The sequence below is a fragment of the Bordetella genomosp. 5 genome (genome assembly GCF_002261475.1).
Classification (GTDB): domain Bacteria; phylum Pseudomonadota; class Gammaproteobacteria; order Burkholderiales; family Burkholderiaceae_B; genus Bordetella.
In genome coordinates, this window is the sequence record NZ_NEVN01000001.1 from 194208 (window position 1) to 214488 (window position 20281).

The 20281-nt window shown below is 69.1% G+C and carries 22 protein-coding genes and 1 pseudogene; 6 read left to right on the forward strand and 17 right to left on the reverse strand.

Going from position 1 to position 20281, the window contains the following annotated elements:
- Positions 1-2: 2 nt before the first annotated feature.
- The 7 genes from CEK29_RS00965 to CEK29_RS00995 all read right to left on the reverse strand — a co-directional run bounded on the left by CEK29_RS00965 (position 3) and on the right by CEK29_RS00995 (position 7538).
- Positions 3-809, reverse strand: a complete 807-nt coding sequence (locus CEK29_RS00965; RefSeq protein WP_094798353.1) for a polysaccharide deacetylase family protein — start codon at positions 807-809, stop codon at positions 3-5.
- Entirely contained in the window at positions 793-1812 is a 1020-nt protein-coding gene (locus CEK29_RS00970) for a YVTN family beta-propeller repeat protein (RefSeq protein WP_094857316.1), read from the reverse strand. Before CEK29_RS00970 ends, CEK29_RS00965 begins: the two co-directional genes overlap by 17 nt.
- 255 nt (positions 1813-2067) lie before the next feature.
- A complete protein-coding gene (locus CEK29_RS00975; protein ID WP_094857106.1) occupies positions 2068-3096 on the reverse strand; it encodes a 2Fe-2S iron-sulfur cluster-binding protein in 1029 nt (342 codons plus the stop codon).
- A gap of 17 nt (positions 3097-3113) precedes the next feature.
- A complete protein-coding gene (locus CEK29_RS00980) occupies positions 3114-3593 on the reverse strand; it encodes a GlcG/HbpS family heme-binding protein (RefSeq protein ID WP_094798356.1) in 480 nt (159 codons plus the stop codon).
- A 24-nt stretch (positions 3594-3617) separates the two neighbouring features.
- Positions 3618-5078, reverse strand: a complete 1461-nt coding sequence (locus tag CEK29_RS00985; protein WP_094857107.1) for an aldehyde dehydrogenase family protein — start codon at positions 5076-5078, stop codon at positions 3618-3620.
- A gap of 73 nt (positions 5079-5151) precedes the next feature.
- Positions 5152-5883, reverse strand: coding sequence for a TenA family transcriptional regulator (locus CEK29_RS00990; RefSeq protein WP_094798358.1), 732 nt, complete (start codon positions 5881-5883; stop codon positions 5152-5154).
- 140 nt (positions 5884-6023) lie between these two features.
- Positions 6024-7538, reverse strand: coding sequence for a hypothetical protein (locus tag CEK29_RS00995; protein WP_094857108.1), 1515 nt, complete (start codon positions 7536-7538; stop codon positions 6024-6026).
- 223 nt (positions 7539-7761) lie between these two features.
- On the opposite strand from CEK29_RS00995, the gene CEK29_RS01000 reads away from it, so the two are divergent.
- Positions 7762-8520: a sulfite exporter TauE/SafE family protein gene (locus CEK29_RS01000; protein WP_432759216.1), complete on the forward strand. Its 759-nt coding sequence runs from the start codon at positions 7762-7764 to the stop codon at positions 8518-8520.
- An 86-nt stretch (positions 8521-8606) separates the two neighbouring features.
- A complete protein-coding gene (locus CEK29_RS01005) occupies positions 8607-9326 on the forward strand; it encodes a GntR family transcriptional regulator (RefSeq protein WP_094798361.1) in 720 nt (239 codons plus the stop codon).
- Positions 9327-9517: 191 nt separating this feature from the next.
- Here CEK29_RS01005 and CEK29_RS01010 read toward each other — a convergent pair whose 3' ends face one another.
- From CEK29_RS01010 to CEK29_RS01025, 4 genes and pseudogenes are all read right to left on the reverse strand, one after another.
- Complete coding sequence (locus tag CEK29_RS01010; protein WP_094857109.1) at positions 9518-10447, reverse strand: ornithine cyclodeaminase family protein; 930 nt, start codon at positions 10445-10447, stop codon at positions 9518-9520.
- Entirely contained in the window at positions 10444-10743 is a 300-nt protein-coding gene (locus CEK29_RS01015) for a 2Fe-2S iron-sulfur cluster-binding protein (RefSeq protein ID WP_094798363.1), read from the reverse strand. The genes CEK29_RS01010 and CEK29_RS01015 overlap by 4 nt, the downstream gene beginning before the upstream one ends.
- 7 nt (positions 10744-10750) lie before the next feature.
- Positions 10751-11050 carry a ferredoxin gene (locus CEK29_RS01020; protein WP_094798364.1) on the reverse strand — a complete coding sequence of 100 codons (300 nt, stop codon included), beginning with the start codon at positions 11048-11050 and terminating at the stop codon, positions 10751-10753.
- Between the two features lie 305 nt (positions 11051-11355).
- Positions 11356-11667: pseudogene (locus CEK29_RS01025) on the reverse strand (2Fe-2S iron-sulfur cluster-binding protein); the annotation flags it as partial.
- A gap of 271 nt (positions 11668-11938) precedes the next feature.
- Between CEK29_RS01025 and CEK29_RS01030 the strand changes: the two are divergent.
- From CEK29_RS01030 to CEK29_RS01045, 4 genes are all read left to right on the forward strand, one after another.
- Entirely contained in the window at positions 11939-12130 is a 192-nt protein-coding gene (locus CEK29_RS01030) for a hypothetical protein (RefSeq protein WP_094857110.1), read from the forward strand.
- Positions 12131-12325: 195 nt separating this feature from the next.
- On the forward strand, positions 12326-13204 hold the full coding sequence (locus tag CEK29_RS01035; protein ID WP_094798366.1) for a heme/hemin ABC transporter substrate-binding protein: 879 nt from the start codon (positions 12326-12328) through the stop codon (positions 13202-13204).
- Positions 13201-14247 carry a FecCD family ABC transporter permease gene (locus tag CEK29_RS01040; RefSeq protein WP_094857111.1) on the forward strand — a complete coding sequence of 349 codons (1047 nt, stop codon included), beginning with the start codon at positions 13201-13203 and terminating at the stop codon, positions 14245-14247. The genes CEK29_RS01035 and CEK29_RS01040 overlap by 4 nt, the downstream gene beginning before the upstream one ends.
- Positions 14244-15032, forward strand: a complete 789-nt coding sequence (locus tag CEK29_RS01045; protein WP_094857112.1) for a heme ABC transporter ATP-binding protein — start codon at positions 14244-14246, stop codon at positions 15030-15032. Before CEK29_RS01040 ends, CEK29_RS01045 begins: the two co-directional genes overlap by 4 nt.
- A gap of 9 nt (positions 15033-15041) precedes the next feature.
- On the opposite strand, the gene CEK29_RS01050 is transcribed toward CEK29_RS01045, so the two are convergent.
- The 6 genes from CEK29_RS01050 to CEK29_RS01075 all read right to left on the reverse strand — a co-directional run bounded on the left by CEK29_RS01050 (position 15042) and on the right by CEK29_RS01075 (position 19964).
- Positions 15042-15875: an IclR family transcriptional regulator gene (locus CEK29_RS01050; RefSeq protein WP_094857113.1), complete on the reverse strand. Its 834-nt coding sequence runs from the start codon at positions 15873-15875 to the stop codon at positions 15042-15044.
- Positions 15876-15953: 78 nt separating this feature from the next.
- Complete coding sequence (locus CEK29_RS01055) at positions 15954-16673, reverse strand: SDR family NAD(P)-dependent oxidoreductase (protein WP_094857114.1); 720 nt, start codon at positions 16671-16673, stop codon at positions 15954-15956.
- A 153-nt stretch (positions 16674-16826) separates the two neighbouring features.
- Positions 16827-17801 carry a tripartite tricarboxylate transporter substrate binding protein gene (locus CEK29_RS01060; protein ID WP_094798371.1) on the reverse strand — a complete coding sequence of 325 codons (975 nt, stop codon included), beginning with the start codon at positions 17799-17801 and terminating at the stop codon, positions 16827-16829.
- 52 nt (positions 17802-17853) lie between these two features.
- Positions 17854-18615, reverse strand: coding sequence for an SDR family NAD(P)-dependent oxidoreductase (locus CEK29_RS01065; RefSeq protein WP_094857115.1), 762 nt, complete (start codon positions 18613-18615; stop codon positions 17854-17856).
- Positions 18593-19090 carry a 2,4'-dihydroxyacetophenone dioxygenase family protein gene (locus CEK29_RS01070; protein WP_170948386.1) on the reverse strand — a complete coding sequence of 166 codons (498 nt, stop codon included), beginning with the start codon at positions 19088-19090 and terminating at the stop codon, positions 18593-18595. The genes CEK29_RS01065 and CEK29_RS01070 overlap by 23 nt, the downstream gene beginning before the upstream one ends.
- A 397-nt stretch (positions 19091-19487) precedes the next feature.
- Positions 19488-19964 (reverse strand): MarR family winged helix-turn-helix transcriptional regulator, encoded by a 477-nt coding sequence (locus CEK29_RS01075; RefSeq protein WP_094798373.1) that lies wholly within the window; start codon positions 19962-19964, stop codon positions 19488-19490.
- Positions 19965-20281: the final 317 nt, after the last annotated feature.

The window sequence follows — 20281 nt, forward strand, 5'->3', positions numbered from 1 at the left end:
ACTCAGGGGTGCTTGGCGTACCACGCCGCGTAGGCGGGATGGTCGGCCAGGGTGGCGAAGCAGAAGCCTTTTTTCTGCAGGCCGGTGATCAGGGGTTCGAGTACGGCGGGCGCCCAGGGATCCTTGCGCGACCAGATGCCCAGGTGCGCGAGCAGGATGTCGCCCGGCTGGATGCGGCGCAGCGCCTGGTCCAGCAGCCTGGCATTGGGGAATTTGTCGCTGGGCAGCTCGTCACCGAGGAAGCCGGCGTCGGCCCAGCCCACGTGGGCGTAACCGCAGGCGCGCGCCGCCGCCAGCAGCGCGGGCGAGGTCTTGCCGCCGGGGGCGCGGTAGATCGGCAGCATGCGCGCGCCGGTCATGGCCGTGAAGCGCGCGGTGGAGCGCTTGATCTCGTCGCAATACTGCGCGGCGGTGAAGGTGCGATTCTGGTCGGCCTGCGGGCCGGCGCTGGCCCGCACGCGGAACTGGCCATCGGGCAGGTCGCCGCGCCAGTACACATGATCGTAGGTGTGCGAGCCGAAGGCATGGCCTTCGGCCACGCGTGCCTTCCACCAGGGCGCCCAATGGTCGTCCAGGCTGCCACCGTCGGTCAGGGTGCGCTCGTTGGCCAGGAAGAACGTGGCGTGCACGCCGTGGCGTTTGAGTACGTCGGCCACGAGATCGGCCACGCCCATGTGGCCGGTATCGAACGTGAGGTAAACCGGCTTGTCGCAGGCGGGCGCGGCCCGCGCCGGCGCGAGCGCGGCGGTGCCCACGGCCAGCGCCAGCGCCGCCGCGATCAGGCGGGCGGACTCAGTGCGTGGCCGCATGGTTGAGGGTCCAGACACCGTGCGGCGATTTGCCCACCTTGACCTGCTGGCTCACGGTCTTTTTCTCGAGGTCGACCACGGTCAGCTTGCCGGCCCAGCGCGAGGTGACGAGCAGCGTCTTGCCGTCGGCCAGGATGTCCATGCAGTCGGGGCCGCCCGGCACCGGGAAGGTGTCGAGCGTTTCGAGCGTCTTCATGTCGATGCGGCTGATGCTGTTGGCGGTGCGGTTGCTCACGAAGATGTGGCGGCCGTCGCCCTGGATGCGGAACGCGTGCGCGCCGGCCGCGGTCTTGATGCGCTTGATCAGCTTGGCCGGCTTGACCGTGATGTCGTAGGCCTCGACATAGCTGTCGCCGGTGAGGGCGACCAGCAGCGTCTTGTCGTCGGGCGTCACGTAGACGTCGGCGGGCGTCTTGCCGACCGGCATGGTCCAGAGCGGCGCCTGCGTGGCCAGATCGATGGCGATCACCTGATCGCTGTCCTGCAGCGATACGTAGGTGACGCGGCTCTTGCTGTCGATCGCGATGTGGCTGGGCGTCTTGCCCGCCGGCACGCGCTTGACCAGCTTCAGGTCGAAAGTCTTGCCCTGCGGCTGATAGGCGTAGATGTCGATGTGGTCGAGCCGGTTGGCGGCCGTGATGAACCACTTCATGTCGGGCGAGAAGCGCAGCTGGTACGGATCGACGATGCCGGTCAGCGTGCGCTGCACGTCGCCGGTGCGCGGATCGAGCAGCGTGATCGTGTCGGAGGTGGCATTGGCCACCATCAGCGATTGCTCGTCGGGCGTGAGGTACAGGTGGTGCGGTTCCTTGCCGGTGGGCACGCGCTTGATCTCGGTGTAGGTGGCCGGGTCGATGATGCTGACGTTGGCGTTCAACGAGTTCAGGACGAAGATCGGAGCCGCGGCTCCCGGAGCGGCGGCTGCCGGGGCGGCGACGGTCGCCGCGCCCAGGACCATCCCCGCGCCAAGCACGGCGCAACGGATCAGATGCAGGGGATTCAAGATGAGCAATACCGTAAAGGTGTAGTCGACGCGCCCGCCCGAAAGGCGGGGCGGCCTGTGCGCGGCATGCCGGCGCGGCGATGCTCGCGGCGCTATTTTGTCATAGCGCGCGGCGTAAAAGTGCGCCGCTCAGGGCGGTGTCAGCAAACCCCGTCGCCTGTTGCCGTTCAGCAACAAATTTCCGCCCTAAGTTGTTGTTGTTACACCGTTTTTTGAGGCTGGAGCAGGCGCCCGGAAGCGCCCGGCGGCGCCGGTTCAGGCCGCCTCGGCCAGCCCCCGTTGAAACAGGAACGCGTCGCTGTAGAGATGGTCGGCGCTGGCACCGTGGGCGAGGAACGCGGCCTTGGCATCCGCGATCATGTGGGGCGAGCCGCAGAGGTAGATCGCATGCTCCGACAGATCGGGGATGTCCTGCAGCACGGCATCCTGCACATAGCCCCGGCGGCCGGTCCAGCCGGCGTCGGCGCGCGAGAGCACCGGCACGAAGCTGAAGTCGTCCAGGCGCTGCGCCCACTGCGCGATCTCGTCCTGCAGATAGAGGTCGGCCTCGGTGCGCCCGCCCCAGTAGAGGGTGACGGGCGGACACTCGCCGGTGTCGAACATCGATTCGAGGATGGCGCGGATCGGCGCCAGGCCGGTACCGGTGGCCACCATCACGAGCGGCCGATAGTCGCGTTCGTGATAGCAGAAGCCGCCCAGCGGCGCCTCGATGCGCCAGGCGTCGCCCGGACGGGTGGCGGCGAGCACGCCATCGGTGAAGTGGCCGCCCGGGATGCGGCGCACGTGCAGTTCGAGCAGGCCCGCGTCGCGGCCGCTGGCAGAGGCGAGCGAGAAGCTGCGGGTGCCGGCTTCGCCCGGCAGCAGCACATTGACGTACTGCCCGGGCAGGCAGGCCGGCAGCGCGGCCGGATCGACCTGCAGCACGATCTTCCAGACATCCGCGCTCAGGGTGCCGATGCTGTGCACCCGCGCGGCGAGCTCGCAGGGCTCGGCCAGCGCCGGACCGCTCGCCCGCTGAATCACCAGATCGGAGCAGGCCCGCGCCTGACAGGCCAGGGCGTAGCCCAGTTCGGCCTCCTCGGGCGTGAGCGCCATCGGAAACTCCTCGTACGCCACGCTGCCCGCGTCGACATGGATGCGGCAGGTGCCGCAGCCGCCGAACGTGCATTCGCGCGGCAGCGCGACGCCGGCCCGGTCGGCGGCTTCGAGCAGGGATTCATCGGGGGCGGCCGTGAAGCACGCGCGCGCGCCGTCGGGCTGGATCAGTTCGATGCGATGGTTCATGGCAGTCCCCGGCGTGATCACTTCTTGATGTCGGCGGTCACGGTGACCTTCAGGCCTTGTTCGGCCAGCATGTCGGCCAGCGCCTGCAGCGCGGCCAGGCCGGCCTTCGTGTCCTGTTCGCCGTTGCCGCCCGACAGGCCGACCCCGCCCACGACCTCGTCGTCGATCACGATCGGAAAGCCGCCCACGAAGACGGCGAACTTGCCGTCGAAGCTCCATTGAATGCCGAAGGCCTCGTTGCCCGGCAGCGCCGGGCCGTTGGGCGGCGTATTGAACAGATGGGTGGAGCGCTTGTGGCCCGCGGCGGTGAACGCCTTGTTCCAGGCGATCTGCGGGCCGGTGATGCGCGCGCCGTTCATGCGTTCGAGCGCGATCGGATAGCCGCCGTCGTCGACGATGCAGATCGATTCGAGCACGCCGATTTCTTCGGACTTGGCGATGGCCGCGGCGATCATGACGCGCGCTTCTTCGAGTTCCAGGCGATAGACTTTTTTCATTGCTGCGATTCCTGTTGAGGCGGATCAGCCGGCGCGATAGACCGTCTTGATCTGCGTGTAGAACTCCAGCCCGATGCGGCCGGATTCACGGAAGGTGGAGGTCGACGAACGCTTGAGGCCGCCGAACGGCGCGTTGATCAGATTGCCCGTGGTGGTGCGATTGATCTTCACGGTGCCCGCCTGGATGTCGCGCGCGAAACGGTGCGCATATTGCGCATTGGTGGTGGCGATCGCGGCGGCCAGACCGTACTCGGTGTCGTTGGCGCAGGCGATGGCGTCGTCGTAGCCCTGCACCTCGATCAGCGCGATGACCGGGCCGAAGATCTCTTCGCGCGCGATGCGGGCGTCACGCGCCACGTCGTCGAACACCGCCGGCGTGACGTAATAGCCGTGGGCGAAATCGCCGTCTTTCAGCTGCTCGCCGCCACACAGCAGGCGCGCCTCCTGTTTGCCGATGTCGAGGTAGCCCAGCACCGTGTCGAGCTGGCGCGCGGTGGCGAGCGGACCGAGATCGTGGCTGCCCGTCGCGCTGTTGCCGACCGTGAGCCTGGCGACGCGCGCCAGCAGCTTCTCGGTGAACGCGGCCTTCACGGGGGCGTCGACCAGCACGCGGCTGGTGCCGGTACACGCCTGCCCCGACAGCGAAAAGCCGCCCTTGATGACCAGGTCGACGGCGCGGTCTAGATCCGCGTCGGCCATGACGATGAGGGGATTCTTGCCGCCCAGCTCCATCTGCGTGCGCGTGCTCATGTCGACCGCGCGGTGGATCTGCTCGCCCGCCTGGGTGGAGCCGGTGAACGACACGGCGCGCACCGCCTTGTTGCGGGTGATGGCCTCGCCCACGGCGCCGGCCGGTCCGGTGATGAAGTTCAGCACGCCCGCGGGCAGGCCCGCCTCGATCAGCGCTTCGGCCAGGCGCAGGCCGGAGAGCGGCGCGTCGGAAGAGGGCTTGAACACCACGGTGTTGCCCGTGATCAGGGCGGGGGCGATCTTGCGCGCCGGGATCGAGATCGGGAAGTTCCAGGGGGAAATCACGGTGACCACGCCCAAAGGTTCGCGCTGGGTGTAGACCACCATATCGGGATCGTCGTTGACGAAGGTTTCGCCGGCCAGCGATTGGCCCTCGGCGGCATAGAAACGCAGGGTCTGTGCCGAGCGCACGACCTCGTCGCGTGCGAGGTTCGCGGCTTTGCCCTCCTCGCGCATGAGCTCGTTGCCGATCTGGTCGGCGCGGCTCTCGAGCCAGTCGGCGGCGCGGTTCAGGATGCCGGCGCGCTTGGTGATCGAGGTGGCCTTCCAGGCGTCGAACGCGGCCTGCGCGGCGGCCACGGCGCGCTCGCCGTCTTCGGCGGCCGACATCTGGAAGTGGCCGACCACCTCGCGCGTGTCGGCCGGATTGCGATTCGGCGCGGTCTTGCCCGAGGCGCAGGGCACCCAGGCGCCGCCGATGTAGTTCAGGAAAGTCTGCTGTTGCAAGTCTTGCACGCTGGCCTCACGGTGTCGGGGCCGGCGGCGCGGCGCGGATCGCACCGCGCCGCCAGCGGGTTCGTCGGGAAGCTCAGGCGGCGCGCTTGAGTTCGTCGAGCGTGATGTCGCCCTGCACGTAGTCGGTGTACAGCGCGGTCGTGTAGAGCAGACGCATCTGCGCGCCCACTTCGCAGATCTTCAGGCAGCGCTGCTGCAGCTCGGGCGTGTTGGCGTGCTCGAGGACGATCTGGTAGCCACGCTCGCCGTGGATTTCGTCGGACACGATGTGCAGATCGAAGAACTCGACCTCTTCATCGGTGAAGCCGTATTTGTCGCGCAGCGTCGGGGTTTGCTTGCGGTAGATCGACGGCACCTGGGATTCCAGGCCGACCACCAGACCGGCGACGGCCACGATGGGGTCTTCGCGCATGGCGACCGAGTAGCACCAGCTCTGCAGGCCGCGCGTGGTGGGCGACATGTTGTCGGCGCTGGTCACGCGCTCGCGGGTGGTGCCGCAGGCTTCGGCGAATCGGATCAGCAGATCGGTGTGGCGGTCGCCGCCGATCTCTTCTTCGTACATATTGGCCAGCAGGAAGTCCTTGGCCTCGGTGTACGTGTCGGGCGTGCGGGCATAGATGTAGGCCAGGTAGTCGGCGAACGGGCCGACGTAGTGGTAGTGATTTTCTGCCCAGCGCGCCAGGTGTTCGCGGCTCAGCTGGCCGCCGGCCCACGCAATCGAGAAGGGCGACGCATTGGCGCTCTTGCCCTTGATGGCGTTTTCCAGGGCACTGCGAAATTCTTCACGGGTCATCAGTTCCGACATGATTCGCTCCTAAATCGGGTCAGTCAGGGGGAGGACACCGCAAGGCGACACGGTTTCGCCTGCGGCCTGGTTGCATTAGTGGATATTGTATACTGTAAGCAGTTTGGGTCTGTCGGGATAAACCCGGAGCCGCGCGCGGCTCAGGCCCACATCAGCATCGCGAACAGGGTGGAGGCGCACAGGGCCAGCACCACCGGCAGCATCAGCGCGCGCACCATGTCCAGCACGTGCACCCGCGCGAATCCCGCCACCGCGATGAGCGACGACCAGGCGATGAGGGTGCCGCCGCCGGTCCAGACCGCGCCCATCTGCCCCACCGCCGCGAGCGTGGCGGGGTCGATCCCGGCCACCGGCCCCAGGGCGCCGGACAGGGTGCCGGTCAGCGGCAGCCCGGCGAAACCGGATCCGTCGATGCCGGTGATCATGCCGACCAGCAGCACGCCGAAGCCCACCAGCAGATGGTTGTCGGGGATCAGGTGTTGCGAGGCGCTGATCAGCTCGAACAGCAGCCCCGGCGCATGCGTGCCGGTGGGCACGCCCAGAATGGGGCCGGCCGTCTCGGCCGCGCCCACGAAGAAGAAACCCGCGATCGGCAATACCGAGCCCATGGCCTTGAAGGCGAACACAAAGCCGTCGGTCACGTGCTCGGGGCAGACGTCGAGCATGCGTCGCGGTCCTTCCGCGGCCAGCGTGGCCAGCATCATGAGCACGAACGCCACCCCGCCTACCAGCGCCGCGGCATCGCCACCGCGCAGCTCCGCCATGCCGCCTAGCGCCTTGGGCGCGGCCATCAGCACGATCACACCCATGAAGGTGAGCGGCGTCACGATGGCGAACACCTTGGACCAGCGCGCCAGATGAGCGGTGCGGTGCGGCGGCTCGGCGGGCTGACTGGTTCCGCGCGCGAGCTCGGCCTTGTCGAAGGTGCCGGCATGCTCGAGCGGTTCGGCGGCGCCGCCCGTTGCCCGCGCCTGCCAGGCCGACAGCAGCGCCGGACTGCCGGGCACGATCTGGCGCCGCATGAAGAGGTAGGTCATCACCAGCGCGATCGCGCCGGTCACGAGCGACAGCACCAGCGCGCGGTCGGCCACCACGGCGGCGCTGACCGCGGCGCCGGCGGCCTTGGCGCTGATGCCGGGCGCGACGCCGATCACGTAGTCCGACGAGAGCGCCATGCCCTGGCCGGCGATTGCGATCGCCATGGCGCCCGCCAGCGGAGGCAGGCCGGCGGCCACGGCGGCGGGCAACAGGATGGCGCACACCAGCGGCACGGCGGGCGTGGGCCAGAAGAACAGCGACAGGCCGTAGGTACAGGCCGCGAGAATAAGGAAGGAGGCGTGGCCGTTGGTCATCACGCGGCGCAGCGGCTGCACCATGCGCACGTCGGCGCGCAGCACCTTGAGCGCATTGAGCAGCGCGGTCATGAAGGTGATGACGAGGAAGATATTGAACAGCTCGCGCGCGGCGACAAAGCTGGCGTTGAAGATGCCGACCAGCCCGCTGATCGGATTCCCCGTGTAGGCCAGCACCACCAGAAACGTGCCGATCACCGAGGGGACCACCACGTTGGCGCGCAGAACCATCGTGAGGATGATGGCGGCCACGCTCGCGAGATACAGCCAGTGCGCGGCGCCGAGTACGACTTCGGATTGCATGCGACCTTCCCCTTACCTTTTAATCGGGCCGTATCGGCCGCGTTAAACGGTATACTATATTTTGTCGTTTCGACTCACCAGCGCTATCTGCCCATTTGAGGGAATACGCTAGGCCCGCCCACGGCATTTTCGCCCTCTTGCGGCCACATTTCCCAGGGTTTACCCAGGCTTTGAGCAACCGGGCCTTGGCCGCCATAATTCATTGCATACCGTATACCAAATTATGTTGACGACAACTCTCCCCTGGCTGGCCGGCCAACCCCAAGTCTGGCAACTGTTGCTGATGGCAGGCGTGGTGGTGGCCGCGGCCGTGGCGCAGGGCATCGGGGGCGTGGGCTTCGCCATGCTGGCCGCGCCGGTGGCGGCGCTGTTCTTTCCGCCGCTGGCGCCGGGCCCGCTGCTCACGCTCGGCGGCTTCATCTCGCTGCTGGGCGCCATCCGTGAGCACTCGGCCATCGATTGGCGCGCGGTCGGTCACACCCTGGTCGGCCGCTGTCTCGGGACGCTATTCGCGGTCTATGCCATGTCGCACTACGCCCCGGACCTGCTCGCGGTGCTGTTCGCCCTGTCGATCCTGGCGGGCGTGGCCATCAGCGTGGCGGGGCTGCGGCTGCGCTATGCGCCGCGCAACCTGTGCGGCGCCGGGGTGGCTTCCGGGATCATGGGCACCCTGACCTCCATCGGCGCGCCGCCGCTCGCACTCATCATGCAGCACGAGACGCCGCCGCGGCTGCGCGCCACGATCGGCGTGATCCTGTTCATCGGCGCGTCGTTTTCGCTCGGCATGCTGAATCTGACCGGCCACTACGGGCTGCCGCAGTTCCTGTTGAGCCTGTGCCTGCTGCCCTGCCTGCTGCTGGGCTTCGCGCTATCGGGGCGGCTGAAATCCTGGCTCGCGCCCCGCACGGTGCGCCGCGTGCTGCTGGCGCTGTGCGCGGGTGGCGCGCTGGTGGTGCTGGGCCAGGTCGCGCTGCGTGCCTGAGGCGAGGGCCGGTTCGTCCGCGTCCGGCCTCCCGGGGTCTACAATGGATGCAGTATTCATTCTGCACATCCTGCACACCACGCGCCATGGCTCTCCCGGGTTACAGCATGCACTCCATCGATAGTGGTTCCGCCTCGTCCATGAAGATCGGTGATCAGCACACGCCGCTGTTCGCCGTTATCCGCGACCGCCTGCGCGAGCGCATTCTGAGCGGGGAGTTCACGCCCGGAGATCGCCTGATCGAAGGCCGCCTGTCCGAAGACATGGGGGTGTCGCGCATTCCGGTGCGCGAAGCCTTGCGCGCGCTGGCGGCCGAAGGCCTGGTCACGATCGAGCCGCGCCGCGGCGCCTCGGTGGCGGTGCTGTCCGACGAGATCGCCTACGACATGGTCGAAGTGCGCGCCACGCTTGAAGGGCTCAACGCCAAGCTGGCCGCCCAGCGCCGCGACGACAAGACCGTCGCCCGCCTGCAGGCCTTTCTGGCACAGGGCGCCGACGCGGTACGTGGCGATGATCTGCAGGCGTTCCTGGGCCTGAATTCGCAGTTCCACGAGATGCTGGCCACGATCGCCGGCAATGTGGTCCTGACCGATCTGATGCGTTCGCTGCGGGATCGCACGGCGCTGCTGTTCGCGCCGAGCAACATGCTGCGCGCCCGCCAGAACTGGGACGAGCATTCGCAGATTCTCGCCGCCGTGATCGCGGGCAACGGCGAGCTCGCCGCCCTGCTCGCCACGCAGCACGTCCACAACGCCGCACGCGCCTATACCGACGCGCAAAAGCACGCGCAGCCCTCGGCCGCCTGAAGCGCGGCGGCGGGTCCGCGGCGGCGTGCCTGCATGCCCGTCGGCGCCGTGCCGGGCGCTGCTCGCCGGGCACCGTATACGTCCTTGCCGCGCGTCGAATACCGCATACCGCACGCTGATCGCCGCTGGCCGGGCACCTTCGCCGGGCGCCCTTAGCCAGGCGCCCCTGGCCGGGCGCCCCTCCCCAGGCATCAGGGCAGCGGCCAGCCCTCGCGTTCGGCCGCGCGCCGATAGGCCAGGCCGGCCAGCGCAATATCTTCCAGCCCCACGCCCACCGACTTGTAGATCACGATGTCCTCGGGCGACTGGCGCACCGCCGCGCCCGCCAGCACCGCATCGAGCTGCACCAGCTTGTCGGCCACGCCGCAGCGCGGATCCGCGAGCACCAGATCCCCGGCTTCCGTCAGCGTCTGCTCGCGCCATTCGACCACGATGGCGCGGGCGCGCATGAGCGCGCGGTCATCGAGTTCGCGCGTGGTGGGCAGGCTCGAGCCGATGGCCGCGACGAACGCGCCGGCCTTGAGCGCATCGCCCGCGAACAGCGGCGTCGTGGCGCGCGAGGCCGTGACGAGCACGTCGGCCTGCGCCGCGAGCGCGCGCGGTTCGGCCAGCGCCACCGGCACCCCGCATTGCCGTGCCAGCGTGTCCGCGAGCCCGGCCGGGGCGTGTGGGTCATTGACCAGCACCTGCTCGAAGGCGAAGCGCGCGCACAGCTGCGCGACGTGTTCGCGCCCCTGCGTGCCCGCGCCGAAGAGGCCAAGCACGCGCGGCGCCGCCGGCGCCAGTTTGCCGGCCGCCAGCACGGTGCACGCGGCCGTGCGGCGGCGCGTGAGGGCGGCCGCGTCGAGCGTGGCGAGCGGACGTCCATCGCGTGCCGAGAACAGCAGGATCACGAACTCGAACTGCCCGGCGATCGTGGTGTAGACCTTGGCGCCCACCACGCCCTGCCCGGGGATCACCGCGCCGAGCGTGGAGAGCTTCACGCCCGCCGCGTCGGTGCGCACTCGCCGTTGCATGGCGGCCTCGCCCTTGCCGAATGCGCCGAAGGCGTCGGCCAGCGTGGCCTGCGCGTCCTCCGGCGTCAGCACGGCCTCGATCATCGCATCGCTGAGATGCTTCATCGTGGCGCCGTCCGGGGCTGCCACGACACTTTGATGTCGCCGTTGACGAAGGTCTGGCAAGCCATGCGGTAGCCCTGTTCGAGGTCTTGCTCGGTCAGGTGCTTGCGCTCTTTGGGTTTGACCGCGTCGGTGTGTTCGAGTCCCTGCTCGATGAGGCAGCGGCAGGTTCCGCACAGGCCGCCGCCGCACTTGAACGGGATGCCTCCCTGCTCCTTGAGCGACACGCGCAGCAGATTGCTGTTTTCAGGCGCCTGCACGACCTTGCCGCCGTTGCTGATGAAGGTGATCTCTACCATGTGATGCTCACTGCTCCCGGCGGACGAGCTCCGCCTGCATGCTGCCAAAATGGGTGAGGTGACCGAGTTCGCCGCGCGCGGCGTCCAGCGTGTCGAAGTGCTCGAGGAATTTGCTCGGAACGAGGTTGACCACGTGCGGGGGCGCGTCTTCGACGATGCGCACGCGCGTCGGCGCGTCGAGCGCGGCGATGTCGTAACGGGCGAGGCAACGGCCGTAAAAGAGGTAGTCGTAGCGCTCGAGGATGCGCAGCCCCTCGCCGGGCTCGGTATGAAACTGGCCGGGCTTGCTGGTGAGAATCACGAACATTTTGCGGTCTCCGGTACGGGGGCGCGGCGGGCGGAAGCGTCGGGCGCGTTGTTCGGGTTGTCGGCATTGGCCGGGTCGGCATTGGCCGGGGCGGCATTGAGCGGAGCGACCTCGGCCTTGCCGGTATTCGTCGGGGCGGCCTGTGCCGGGGCGGCCCTCGCCGGGTCGGCACTCGCCGGAGCGGCACTCAGGGGGGCGGCATTGGACGCCGGCTGCCCGGCGGCAGGTCCACCCGCGGGCCCGGACGCCGGCTTGGCCGGGGACGGCGGGCTGGTACGCAAGGTCGTGCCCACACCCACGCCCGCCCCTGCGGCGGCACCCGTGCGGACCGGCTGCGCGAGCTCGATGTCGTGCGTGATCCAGAGCTGGCAGGCCAGACGCCAGCCCTGTTCGACGCGCTCGCCCAGCTGCTTCTTTTCTTTCCAGTTGGGCGGGGGCAGGTGCTCGGCGCCGTGCAGCACCTGGCAGGCGCAGGTGGCGCATTTGCCCATGCCGCACTGATAGCTGAGGTTGGGGTACGGAAACTGCTTGATCCCGGCCCGTACCACCAGGTTGGTGTTGTCCTTGACGACATCGGTGTGCACCGCATCGCCCTTGCGAAATACCACGGTCGGCATGGCCATCCTCTCCCAGGCTCGTCTGGCGCCGGACGCAGAGCATCGGGCGCGTTATGAATATTGTATACCGTTGCTGCGGGAGGACCCAGCTAGGGTTAACACCGGACGCCGCACCACGGGCGGCGCGCCGCGTCGCTCGTGAAGGGATTCGTCTGCGGAATCAAGGCGTTTGCGCAAGATCAAGCCAGCGTGACGTGCGCGGCACAGGGGAAAGCAGGACACCCCGAAAATCGGTACAATGAATACATAGTTCAAGCAATAGGTATTTGCCATGAAGTCCCGTTCCGCCCACCAAGAACCGCGCATTGGCGCCCAACTCATTCCCCATTTCGAGCAGCGCAACGCGCTGCGCCGCAGTGCGCCGCTGATTCCGTTCCGCTGGTCCGAGCTCGTCACGTTGTTCCGCGGCACCCGGCCCGCAGACCGCAAGCAGGCGCCGCAGACGCCCTGCCATTCCCACTGACGGTGCCGCGCGGGCATCGAGCGCCGCGCCAGCCAGGGCGCCGGTCGTCCTGAAGCCGCCGCGTCAGCGCGCGCAGCGCCCGTAGCGCCGCCGGGGGCGGCCAGGGGCGGCCGGGGTGCGAGGGATTCCTGTAGCCGGACGCAAGCTGGCAGAATGAGGTCTACGCCTCTTCGCGCCTTACGAGTGACCCGCCGCATGTCTGTCCGCCTTCGCCCCGCCGTCCGCCTGGTTCGTCATCTCACCTTCATGCTGGGAGCCGCTCTGGCGGCGAGCGCGGCCCAGGCCGCGGGCCCGGCGCGCATCGTCACGCTGGGCGGTTCCGTGACCGAGATCGTCTATGCGCTCGGTCAGGGCGAACGTCTGGTCGGTAATGACCTGTCGAGCATGTATCCCGAAGCCGCGCAGAAGCTGCCGCGCGTGGGTTACTACCGAGCGGTGCCGGTCGAGGGCGTACTGGCTCTGCAGCCGGATCTCGTGCTCGCCTCGGAGCAGGCCGGCCCGCCTTCGTCGCTGAAAAAGCTCGCCGATCTGGGCATCAAGGTCGAGACCGTCTCCGATCGCGCCAGCATCGACTCGCTCAAGCAACGCATCACGCAGATCGCCACCGCGCTGGACGTCCCGGCCCAGGGCGAGACGCTCGCGCGCGACGTGCAGACCCGTCTCGACGCGGCCGCGCGCCTGCCGGCCGCGCAGGCGCCCGCGCTTCTGCTGCTGGGCAATGGCGGCGTGTACATGGGCGCGGGCGGTGGCACCGCGGCCGATCTGCTTTTGCGCGAAGCGGGCCTGAACAACGTGCTGCACGACCAGAAAAGCTACAAGCCGGTGTCCGCCGAGGCGCTGAGCGCGCTGGCGCCGGCGGTCATCGTGGTGACGCAGACCACCGGCCAGGCCCCGGACGCCGCCGCGCTGCGCTCGCTTCCGGGCGCGGCCGCCACGCCGGCGGGCGCATCGCAATGCGTGGTGGGCCTCGATCCTCTGCTCGCGCTGGGCAATGGCCCGCGCCTGCCCGACGCGATCCGTCAGCTAAAAGAAACGCCCTGCGTGGCCGCCCTGTCGCGCGAGCGGGCGCGATGAGCGCACGCGGGACCGGCGCCCCGGCGCCCGATCCCGCGCCTCGCGGCCGGGGCCCCGCCATCCTGGCGGCATTGGCCGTCCTGACCCTGATCGCGGCGCTGCTCGCCGCCGCCAATGGCGCGGTCGATATCCCGCTGGGCCAGCTCGCCCGCCTGCTCGCCACCCCCGCCGCCGACCTGGCCGATCCGGCCGATCGTCTCGCGCGCAACGTATTCATCGATATCCGCCTGCCGCGGGTGCTGTTTGCGCTGCTCGCGGGCGCGGGTCTCGCGCTGTGCGGCGCGGCCATGCAGGCGCTGTTTCGCAATCCGCTGGCCGAGCCCGGGCTCGTGGGCGTGTCGGCCGGCGGCGCGCTGGGTGCGGTCGCGGCCATCGTGTTGGGCGCGGGCGGGTTCATGCTCACGGCGGTGGCCGCCTTCGCCGGCAGCCTCGCGGCCACCGCGGGCGCCTATGCCCTCGGCCGCCGCGTACCCGGCGTGGCGGGTCTGCTCCTGGCCGGTATCGCGATCAACGCCGTGGCCGGCAGCTTCATCGGCCTGCTCACCTTCAATGCCAACGACATGCAGTTGCGCAGCCTCACCTTCTGGAGCATGGGCAGCCTGGCGGGGGCGCAATGGGACATGCTGACGCTGCTCGCGCCCTGGACCCTGTTGTGGGGCGGCTGGATGCTGACCCAGTGGCGCGTGATGAACGCGTTGCTGCTGGGCGAGCGCGAGGCGCTGCATCTGGGCTTCGCGCTTGCCGCCGTGCGTCGCAGATTGATCGTCGCCACCGCGCTGGTGGTGGGGCCGCTGGTGGCCGCGACCGGGGGCATCGGTTTCATCGGGCTCGTGGTTCCGCATCTGGTGCGCATGACGCTGGGCGCGAACCATCGCTGGCTGTTGCCCGCGTCGGTGCTCGCCGGCGCGCTCGCGCTGGTGCTGGCCGACTGGCTCGCACGCGTGCTCGTCGTGCCGGCCGAGTTGCCCATCGGCCTGCTCACCAGTCTGGTGGGCGGCCCGTTCTTTCTCTGGTTGCTCGCGACCGGGCGGGGGCGCGCATGAGTCTCGCCGCCAGCCAACTCGTACTCGCACGCGGCGGACGCGACGTGCTGTCGGACCTGACGCTCGACATCGCGCCTGGCACCGTCACGGCATTGCTGGGCGCCAACGGCGCGGGCAAGTCGACCTTGCTCGGCGCCCTCGCCGGTGAGCTGGCGCCGCGCGCGGGCCGGCTCTCGCTCGACGGCGTCGATCTGCAGGACCTCGGGGTTCGGCGTCTGGCGTGCCTGCGCGCCGTGCTGCCGCAAAAGCCCGGCCTGGGCTTCGATCTGCCGGTGGCCGAGGTCGTGGCCATGGGCGCGTACCCGTTCCCGGAGCTCACGCCGGCCGAGGTCGATGGCCTGGTGACGCAGGCGCTCGCGCTGGCCGGGATGACGGAGCATGCGACGCGCCGTTATCTGGCGCTGTCGGGCGGCGAGCAGCAGCGCGTGCAGTTCGCGCGTGTGCTGGCGCAGTGCCGGGCCGGGCGCCAGGCGGGGCAGGCGCGCTATCTGCTTCTGGACGAGCCCATCTCCAATCTCGATCCTCGCCATCAGGGCGAGCTGCTGCAGGTGGCCACGCGCCTGGCGCACGAGGAGGGCGTCGGCGTGCTGGTGATCCTGCACGACGTGAATCTCGCCGCGCGCTGGTGCGACAGGCTGGTGATGCTGGCGCAAGGCCGCCTGCTCGCGGCCGGGCCGCCGGCCGAGGTGCTCACGTCCGCCTTGCTGCGCGAGGTGTACGAGGTGGACGCCGATGTGATCGATCACCCCATCCTGCCGGGGCGACGGCTGGTGCTGATGCGCTGAACCGCGCGGCTAGAGCACGCCCTTGCCCGACAGCGCGGGCGTATCCGCGATGCGTTGCGTGATGGCGCGGCTGGCCTGCAGCAGCGGCGCGACGTACACCGCCTCGGGGTCCGGCTTTTGCCGAAAGCGCAGCGTGCTCACGCTGATGGCGGCCACCGGCGCGCCGTCGGGGCCGAGAATGGGCGCGCCGAAGCAATAGATGCCCGCCTCGTTTTCTTCGTCGTCCACCGACCAGCCGCGTGCGCGCACGGTGTCCAGCTGGCGCACGAGTGCCGCGAGGTCGCGCACGGTCTTGGGCGTGTGTTGCTCGAACGGCTGGGGCAGGGTGGCGAGCACGGCGTCGCACTCCGCGGTGCCGAGCATCGCCAGCCAGGCCTTGCCCACCGCGGTGGAGTACAGCGACACCGTCGTGCCGATGCGCGAACTCATCTGCACGGCGCTCGGGCTCTCGAGTTTTTCGATGTAGACCATGTGCGGGCCGTTGGGCACGGCCAGGTGCACCGTTTCGCCCGTCACGTCGCGCAGCTGCTTGAGCGCCTCGACGGCCGCGAGCCGGATCTCCGAGCGGCCCCAGCTGCGGCTGGCGAGCTGGATCAGGCGCGGGCCCAGGCCGAGCCGGCCCGTTTGCGGATGTTCGACCAGAAACCGCTCCGCCACGAGCGCCGCCACGAGCCGGTAGACGGTGGGCCGTGGATAGCCGCAGCGCCTGGCGAGTTCGGCCACGGTCATGGGCTCGGGCGTGTCGGCCACCGACTGCAGCACATGCGTGAACTTGGAGAACGCCGCGGTACCCGCGACGGGGGTGGCAGCCGCGGCGACGCCGCGGGACGGTAGCTTGGACATGGACTGAGGGCGAGGCACAAAACGAATCTGGCCCAAGCGTAGCGCATCGCGCCGCGCGCGACGCTTGGGGTATGCCCGTCAGGCGACCAGATAGCCGCCATCCACGGGCAGGATCACGCCGGTCATGAACGATGCCGCCGGCGTGCACAGGAACGCCACGCCCTCCGCCACGTCTTCGGGGCGGCCCCAGCGTCCGAGCGGCGTGCGCGCGAGGATCGGGCCGCTGCGCAAGGGGTCTTCCTGCAAGGCCTGGGTGAGCGGCGTGGCGATCCAGCCGGGCGCCACGGCGTTCACGCGGATGCCGTCGGCGGCATAGGCCAGGGCCAGCGACTTGGTGAGCTGCGCCACGCCGCCCTTGCTCGCGGCATACGCCGGCACCAGCGAGCCGCCGAAGAAGCTCAGCATCGACGCCGTGTTCACGATGCACCCGCCACGGCGGGCCAGCCGCTCGCGCGCGGCGCTGCAGACGCGCATCGTGCCGGTCAGGTTGACGGCGAGGACCTGCTCGAACACATCGGGATCGTGCTCCGCGCCGCGCCGGATCACGCCGGCGCAGTTGACCACGATGTCGAGCGTCTCGAGGTCTTCCATGATGCGATGCACGTCGGCGGCGACGCTGACGTCGGCGAGCCGCACCTCGACGCCCGCCGCCTGCGTGGCGGTGTCGGAGTGCAGGCCGACCGCGATGGTGCGCGCGCCCAGCGTCGCCAGCCGGCTGGCCACGGCGGCGCCGATGCCTTGCGTGGCGCCGGTGACGAGCGCTGTCTTGCCGGCGAACAGATCTGCTTGGAATGTCATGAGGGCTCTACAACAGGATGTCGATGGATGAGGCGCCGCGCGTTCCGGCTTCGGGTGCGCGAGGCGCGGCGGGGATGGCTTCAATGGGCCGTCGGCGCGGAGCTACCCGGCCGGAGCTACCCGCCCGGAGCGGCCCGCGGCCCGCACGTGCGCTTACTGGCGCAGGCCGAACTTGTCGATCAGGTTCTTGAACGTCGCGTTGTCACGCTCCATCAGCGCGGTGAACGTCTGCTGGTCGGCCACGACGTAGCCGAGGTTCTGTTCCGCCATGAAGCGCTTCAGGCTGTTCTCAGCGGCGGCGGCGCGGAATGCCTTGCCGAGCTGGTCGAGCACCGGCTGCGGGGTGCCCTTGGGCGCCGCGATGCCGCGCCAGGTGCCGATCGACAGGTCGACGTTGCGTTCCTTGAGCGTGGGCACGTTCTCGAACCCGGTCACGCGCTGGTCGGCCATCACGGCCAGGGTCTTGAGCTTGCCCGCCTTCACGTACTGGATCACTTCGGCCGGGCTCACGAACACCGCGTCGATGTGGCCGCCGAGCAGCGCGAGCACGGCGGGATTGCCGCCATTGAACGGGATGTGGCCGAACTTCGCGCCGGTCTTGTCTTCGAGCGCGGCGGTGGCCAGATGCCAGATCGAGCCCGTGCCGGCGTTGCCCACCTGGATCGATTCCGGTTTGGCGCGTGCCGCCGCAAGAAACTCTTCCACCGTGTTGTAGGGCGAGTTGGCGTTTACGGTGATCGCCGCCGGATCGGCATTGAGCTGGATGATCGGCGTGAAGTTCTGGTAGGTGGTCTTGGTGAGGTTCAGGTGCGGAATGATGACCATGTCGGCCGTGACCAGCGCGAGCTTGTATCCGTCGGCCTTGGCGTTGGCGACTTCGGTGAGCCCGATGGCGCCGGCCGCGCCCGGCTTGTTGAGCACCACCAGCGGCTGCGACAGGTGGGAACGCGAGGCGTCCGACATCGCCCGCGCCATGGCGTCGGTGCCGCCGCCCGCCGCGAACGGCACGACCAGTTCGATGGGACGCGCGGGATAGGACTGTGCATGGCCTGCGGCGGCCAGGCCGAGCGTGGCGGCACAGCCGAGCAACGCGGCGCCGAGATAGCGGTGGAACGCACGATGTTTCATTGTCTCTCCGAGGATCGGTTTTTGGTTGTATGACGGTCCGGAAGGTGAAGCTTCAGTACGTGGCGCGTCCTCCGGACAGGTCGAACACCGCGCCGGTATTGAACGAGCAGGCCGGTGAGCAGAGCCAGCTCACGAGTTCGGCCACCTCCTGCGTTTCGCCGAGCCGTTGCATCGGGCTCTTGGCGATCATGGTCTGGACGTGTTCGGGCGCCATCTGCGCCAGCAATTCGGTCTGCACGGCCGCGGGCGCCACGGCATTCACGCGGATGCCGGTGAGCGCGAGCTCCTTACCCAGCGATTTGGTGAGCGCCAGCACGCCGGCCTTGGCCGCGCTGTAGGCGGCGGCGTTGGGCGTGCCCTCCTTGCCGGCGAGCGAAGCGATGTTCACGATGCGGCCGGCGTTGCGCTCGCGCATGGCCGGCACCACCGCCCGGCACACGTTGAACACGCCGGTGAGGTTGACTCGCACGATCGCGTCCCACACCTCCGGATCGATCCGATCCAGCGGCAGCGTGGGTCCGGCGTAGCCCGCGCTGTTGACGAGCATGCCGATGGCGCCGTGGCGGCGCAGCGTGTCGGCGCAGGCCGCGCCGACGCTGGCGCGATCGGTCACGTCCACGCGCAGCGCGGCGGCCTCGGCCACCGCTGCTTCTGCCGGGTGCAGATCCCACACCACGACCCGCGCGCCATGCGCGCGCAGGTGGCGCACGACCTCGGCGCCGATGCCGTTGGCGCCGCCGGTCACCACCGCCACCTGACCGGCGAAGTCGTAGCCGACCCGGGGCGGGGCCTCAGCGGATGAACTGGCGCACATAGTCTTCGCCCAGGCCCACGTCGCTGAAGTGCTTGCGGCACATGTCGATCTTGGTGAACACGTCTTCGTAGCCCATGCCCTTGCCCCAGGGGTCGGTGTAGTACATGACGCCGTTCACCTGGAAGTAGGTGATCATCTCTTCGACATCGGGCGGCACGTACAGCGTGTGGGTCTCGCCGGGCGGCTCGTACACGTAGCTGCCTTCGACGGCCTCCCAATCGTGTTCGAGGTAACGCCAGCGGCCCTTGAGCACGAAGCCATGCACGGCCTGCGGATGGCGGTGGCGGCTGAGCACCCCGGACTTGCGCACGCGCAGCAGGTTCATCCAGTAGCCCTGGCTGGCGTTCAGACAGAGCGGGCGGAACCACACGTTCTCGGCCTGCGGGACCCAGAGACGCTCGTCGGTCGGAATCGCGTGGGGGATTACCAGTTCCGGCAGCGCATCCACCGGATTGGGGTACTGGTACGGGGTCATCGGTTCAGCGTCGGCTTTCTCGATCGGCACGGCTCGGTACTCCTGTCTACTATATGGACAAAATGTCTGAGATATGGACAAGTTTAGCGAGACGCGAGCCGCTGGCGAGCCGGGGCTTACCCTCTGATGCAGCGCAGTATGGGGGCGGCGGAGGCGAGACGACGGGGGCGAGTCGAGCGGGCGAGGGCGGGGGCCAGCGTGCACGGGCGCAGCGTGACGAGCCGGCGACGACCGGCATGCGCGGGCGTGTCGAGCCGAGCCGGGCCGGCAGGCAGGGGCGGGAGCAGGCGTACCTACGCCCGGCGCGGGCGCAGCGTTCTATGGAGGCGGGGCAGCCGGGGCCCGCGGCGGGGCCCGACGGCGAGGACGGCGCCGGCCGCGTGGGCCGGCGCACCGATCATTCGTCGATGTCGGCGGTGTCGAGGTGAGCCAGCACCTTGTCGAGCATCTGGCTCAGCGCCTTTTGCTCGCGCTCGGAAAGACAGCCGAACACTTCGTCATTGCGTTCCTGCATCACGGCCGCGATCTGCCGATAGCGCGTGAGACCGCGTGCCGTGGGGCTGAGCACCACGCCACGGCCGTCTTCGGGACTGACCGATTTGCGCACCAGGCCCGCATCGGTGAGCGCCTGCGCGCAGCGGCTGGCCTGGCCCTTGTTGAGGTTGGCCGCGATGGCGAGGTCGTTGACGGAAAGCGGGGCGTAGCGGCCGATGGCGGCCAGGCAGCGCGCCTCGCCGATGGGCAGACGGCAGCGTTCGGCGTAGGCCTGGGCGCTGTCGCGATCGGCGATTTTGTTGACGACGTGAAGACGGTAAGTGAGAAACCGTTCCAGGGCCGGCACTTGGGTATCGTTCTTGGATTTTTGCGCGGTCATGGCGAGTGCAGTAAGGGGTTGAGCCGGGATATTGCCACAGGCGGACAGACACGCGTCAGCGCGGCAAGACCCCTTGTGGCAAGCGAGCGACGAGATTTGATCGCGGCCGGAAGATTTAGTTCAGCGATCTTGCGCGAACCAGGGTTGTCCCCTAGAAAATCGCCGGATGGTTGCCCGTGCAACGATATGAGGCAGGTGTCTCAGGCGGGCCGGGCGCGGCCCGCGCGCGTGATGTCGGCGGCGGTGTCGACCGTCGTGGCGGCCATTGCCGTGGCGGCGGATGCCACGGCATTGGCCGCCACGGCTTCGGCCGCCGC

Excerpts from the sequence above, each read along its gene's own strand:
- CEK29_RS01030 (WP_094857110.1), top strand. The coding sequence starts at position 11,939 with ATGAAGTCCCGTTCCGCCCACCAAGAACCGCGCATTGGCGCCCAACTC.
- CEK29_RS00990 (WP_094798358.1), bottom strand. The coding sequence starts at position 5,883 with ATGTCGGAACTGATGACCCGTGAAGAATTTCGCAGTGCCCTGGAAAAC.
- CEK29_RS01015 (WP_094798363.1), bottom strand. The coding sequence starts at position 10,743 with ATGGTAGAGATCACCTTCATCAGCAACGGCGGCAAGGTCGTGCAGGCG.
- CEK29_RS01010 (WP_094857109.1), bottom strand. The coding sequence starts at position 10,447 with ATGAAGCATCTCAGCGATGCGATGATCGAGGCCGTGCTGACGCCGGAG.
- CEK29_RS01050 (WP_094857113.1), bottom strand. The coding sequence starts at position 15,875 with ATGTCCAAGCTACCGTCCCGCGGCGTCGCCGCGGCTGCCACCCCCGTC.
- CEK29_RS01045 (WP_094857112.1), top strand. The coding sequence starts at position 14,244 with ATGAGTCTCGCCGCCAGCCAACTCGTACTCGCACGCGGCGGACGCGAC.
- CEK29_RS00995 (WP_094857108.1), bottom strand. The coding sequence starts at position 7,538 with ATGCAATCCGAAGTCGTACTCGGCGCCGCGCACTGGCTGTATCTCGCG.
- CEK29_RS01020 (WP_094798364.1), bottom strand. The coding sequence starts at position 11,050 with ATGTTCGTGATTCTCACCAGCAAGCCCGGCCAGTTTCATACCGAGCCC.
- CEK29_RS01075 (WP_094798373.1), bottom strand. The coding sequence starts at position 19,964 with ATGACCGCGCAAAAATCCAAGAACGATACCCAAGTGCCGGCCCTGGAA.
- CEK29_RS00975 (WP_094857106.1), bottom strand. The coding sequence starts at position 3,096 with ATGAACCATCGCATCGAACTGATCCAGCCCGACGGCGCGCGCGCGTGC.
- CEK29_RS00965 (WP_094798353.1), bottom strand. The coding sequence starts at position 809 with ATGCGGCCACGCACTGAGTCCGCCCGCCTGATCGCGGCGGCGCTGGCG.
- CEK29_RS01000 (WP_432759216.1), top strand. The coding sequence starts at position 7,762 with ATGTTGACGACAACTCTCCCCTGGCTGGCCGGCCAACCCCAAGTCTGG.
- CEK29_RS01040 (WP_094857111.1), top strand. The coding sequence starts at position 13,201 with ATGAGCGCACGCGGGACCGGCGCCCCGGCGCCCGATCCCGCGCCTCGC.
- CEK29_RS01035 (WP_094798366.1), top strand. The coding sequence starts at position 12,326 with ATGTCTGTCCGCCTTCGCCCCGCCGTCCGCCTGGTTCGTCATCTCACC.
- CEK29_RS01005 (WP_094798361.1), top strand. The coding sequence starts at position 8,607 with ATGGCTCTCCCGGGTTACAGCATGCACTCCATCGATAGTGGTTCCGCC.
- CEK29_RS01070 (WP_170948386.1), bottom strand. The coding sequence starts at position 19,090 with ATGACCCCGTACCAGTACCCCAATCCGGTGGATGCGCTGCCGGAACTG.
- CEK29_RS01055 (WP_094857114.1), bottom strand. The coding sequence starts at position 16,673 with ATGACATTCCAAGCAGATCTGTTCGCCGGCAAGACAGCGCTCGTCACC.
- CEK29_RS01060 (WP_094798371.1), bottom strand. The coding sequence starts at position 17,801 with ATGAAACATCGTGCGTTCCACCGCTATCTCGGCGCCGCGTTGCTCGGC.
- CEK29_RS00980 (WP_094798356.1), bottom strand. The coding sequence starts at position 3,593 with ATGAAAAAAGTCTATCGCCTGGAACTCGAAGAAGCGCGCGTCATGATC.
- CEK29_RS01065 (WP_094857115.1), bottom strand. The coding sequence starts at position 18,615 with ATGTGCGCCAGTTCATCCGCTGAGGCCCCGCCCCGGGTCGGCTACGAC.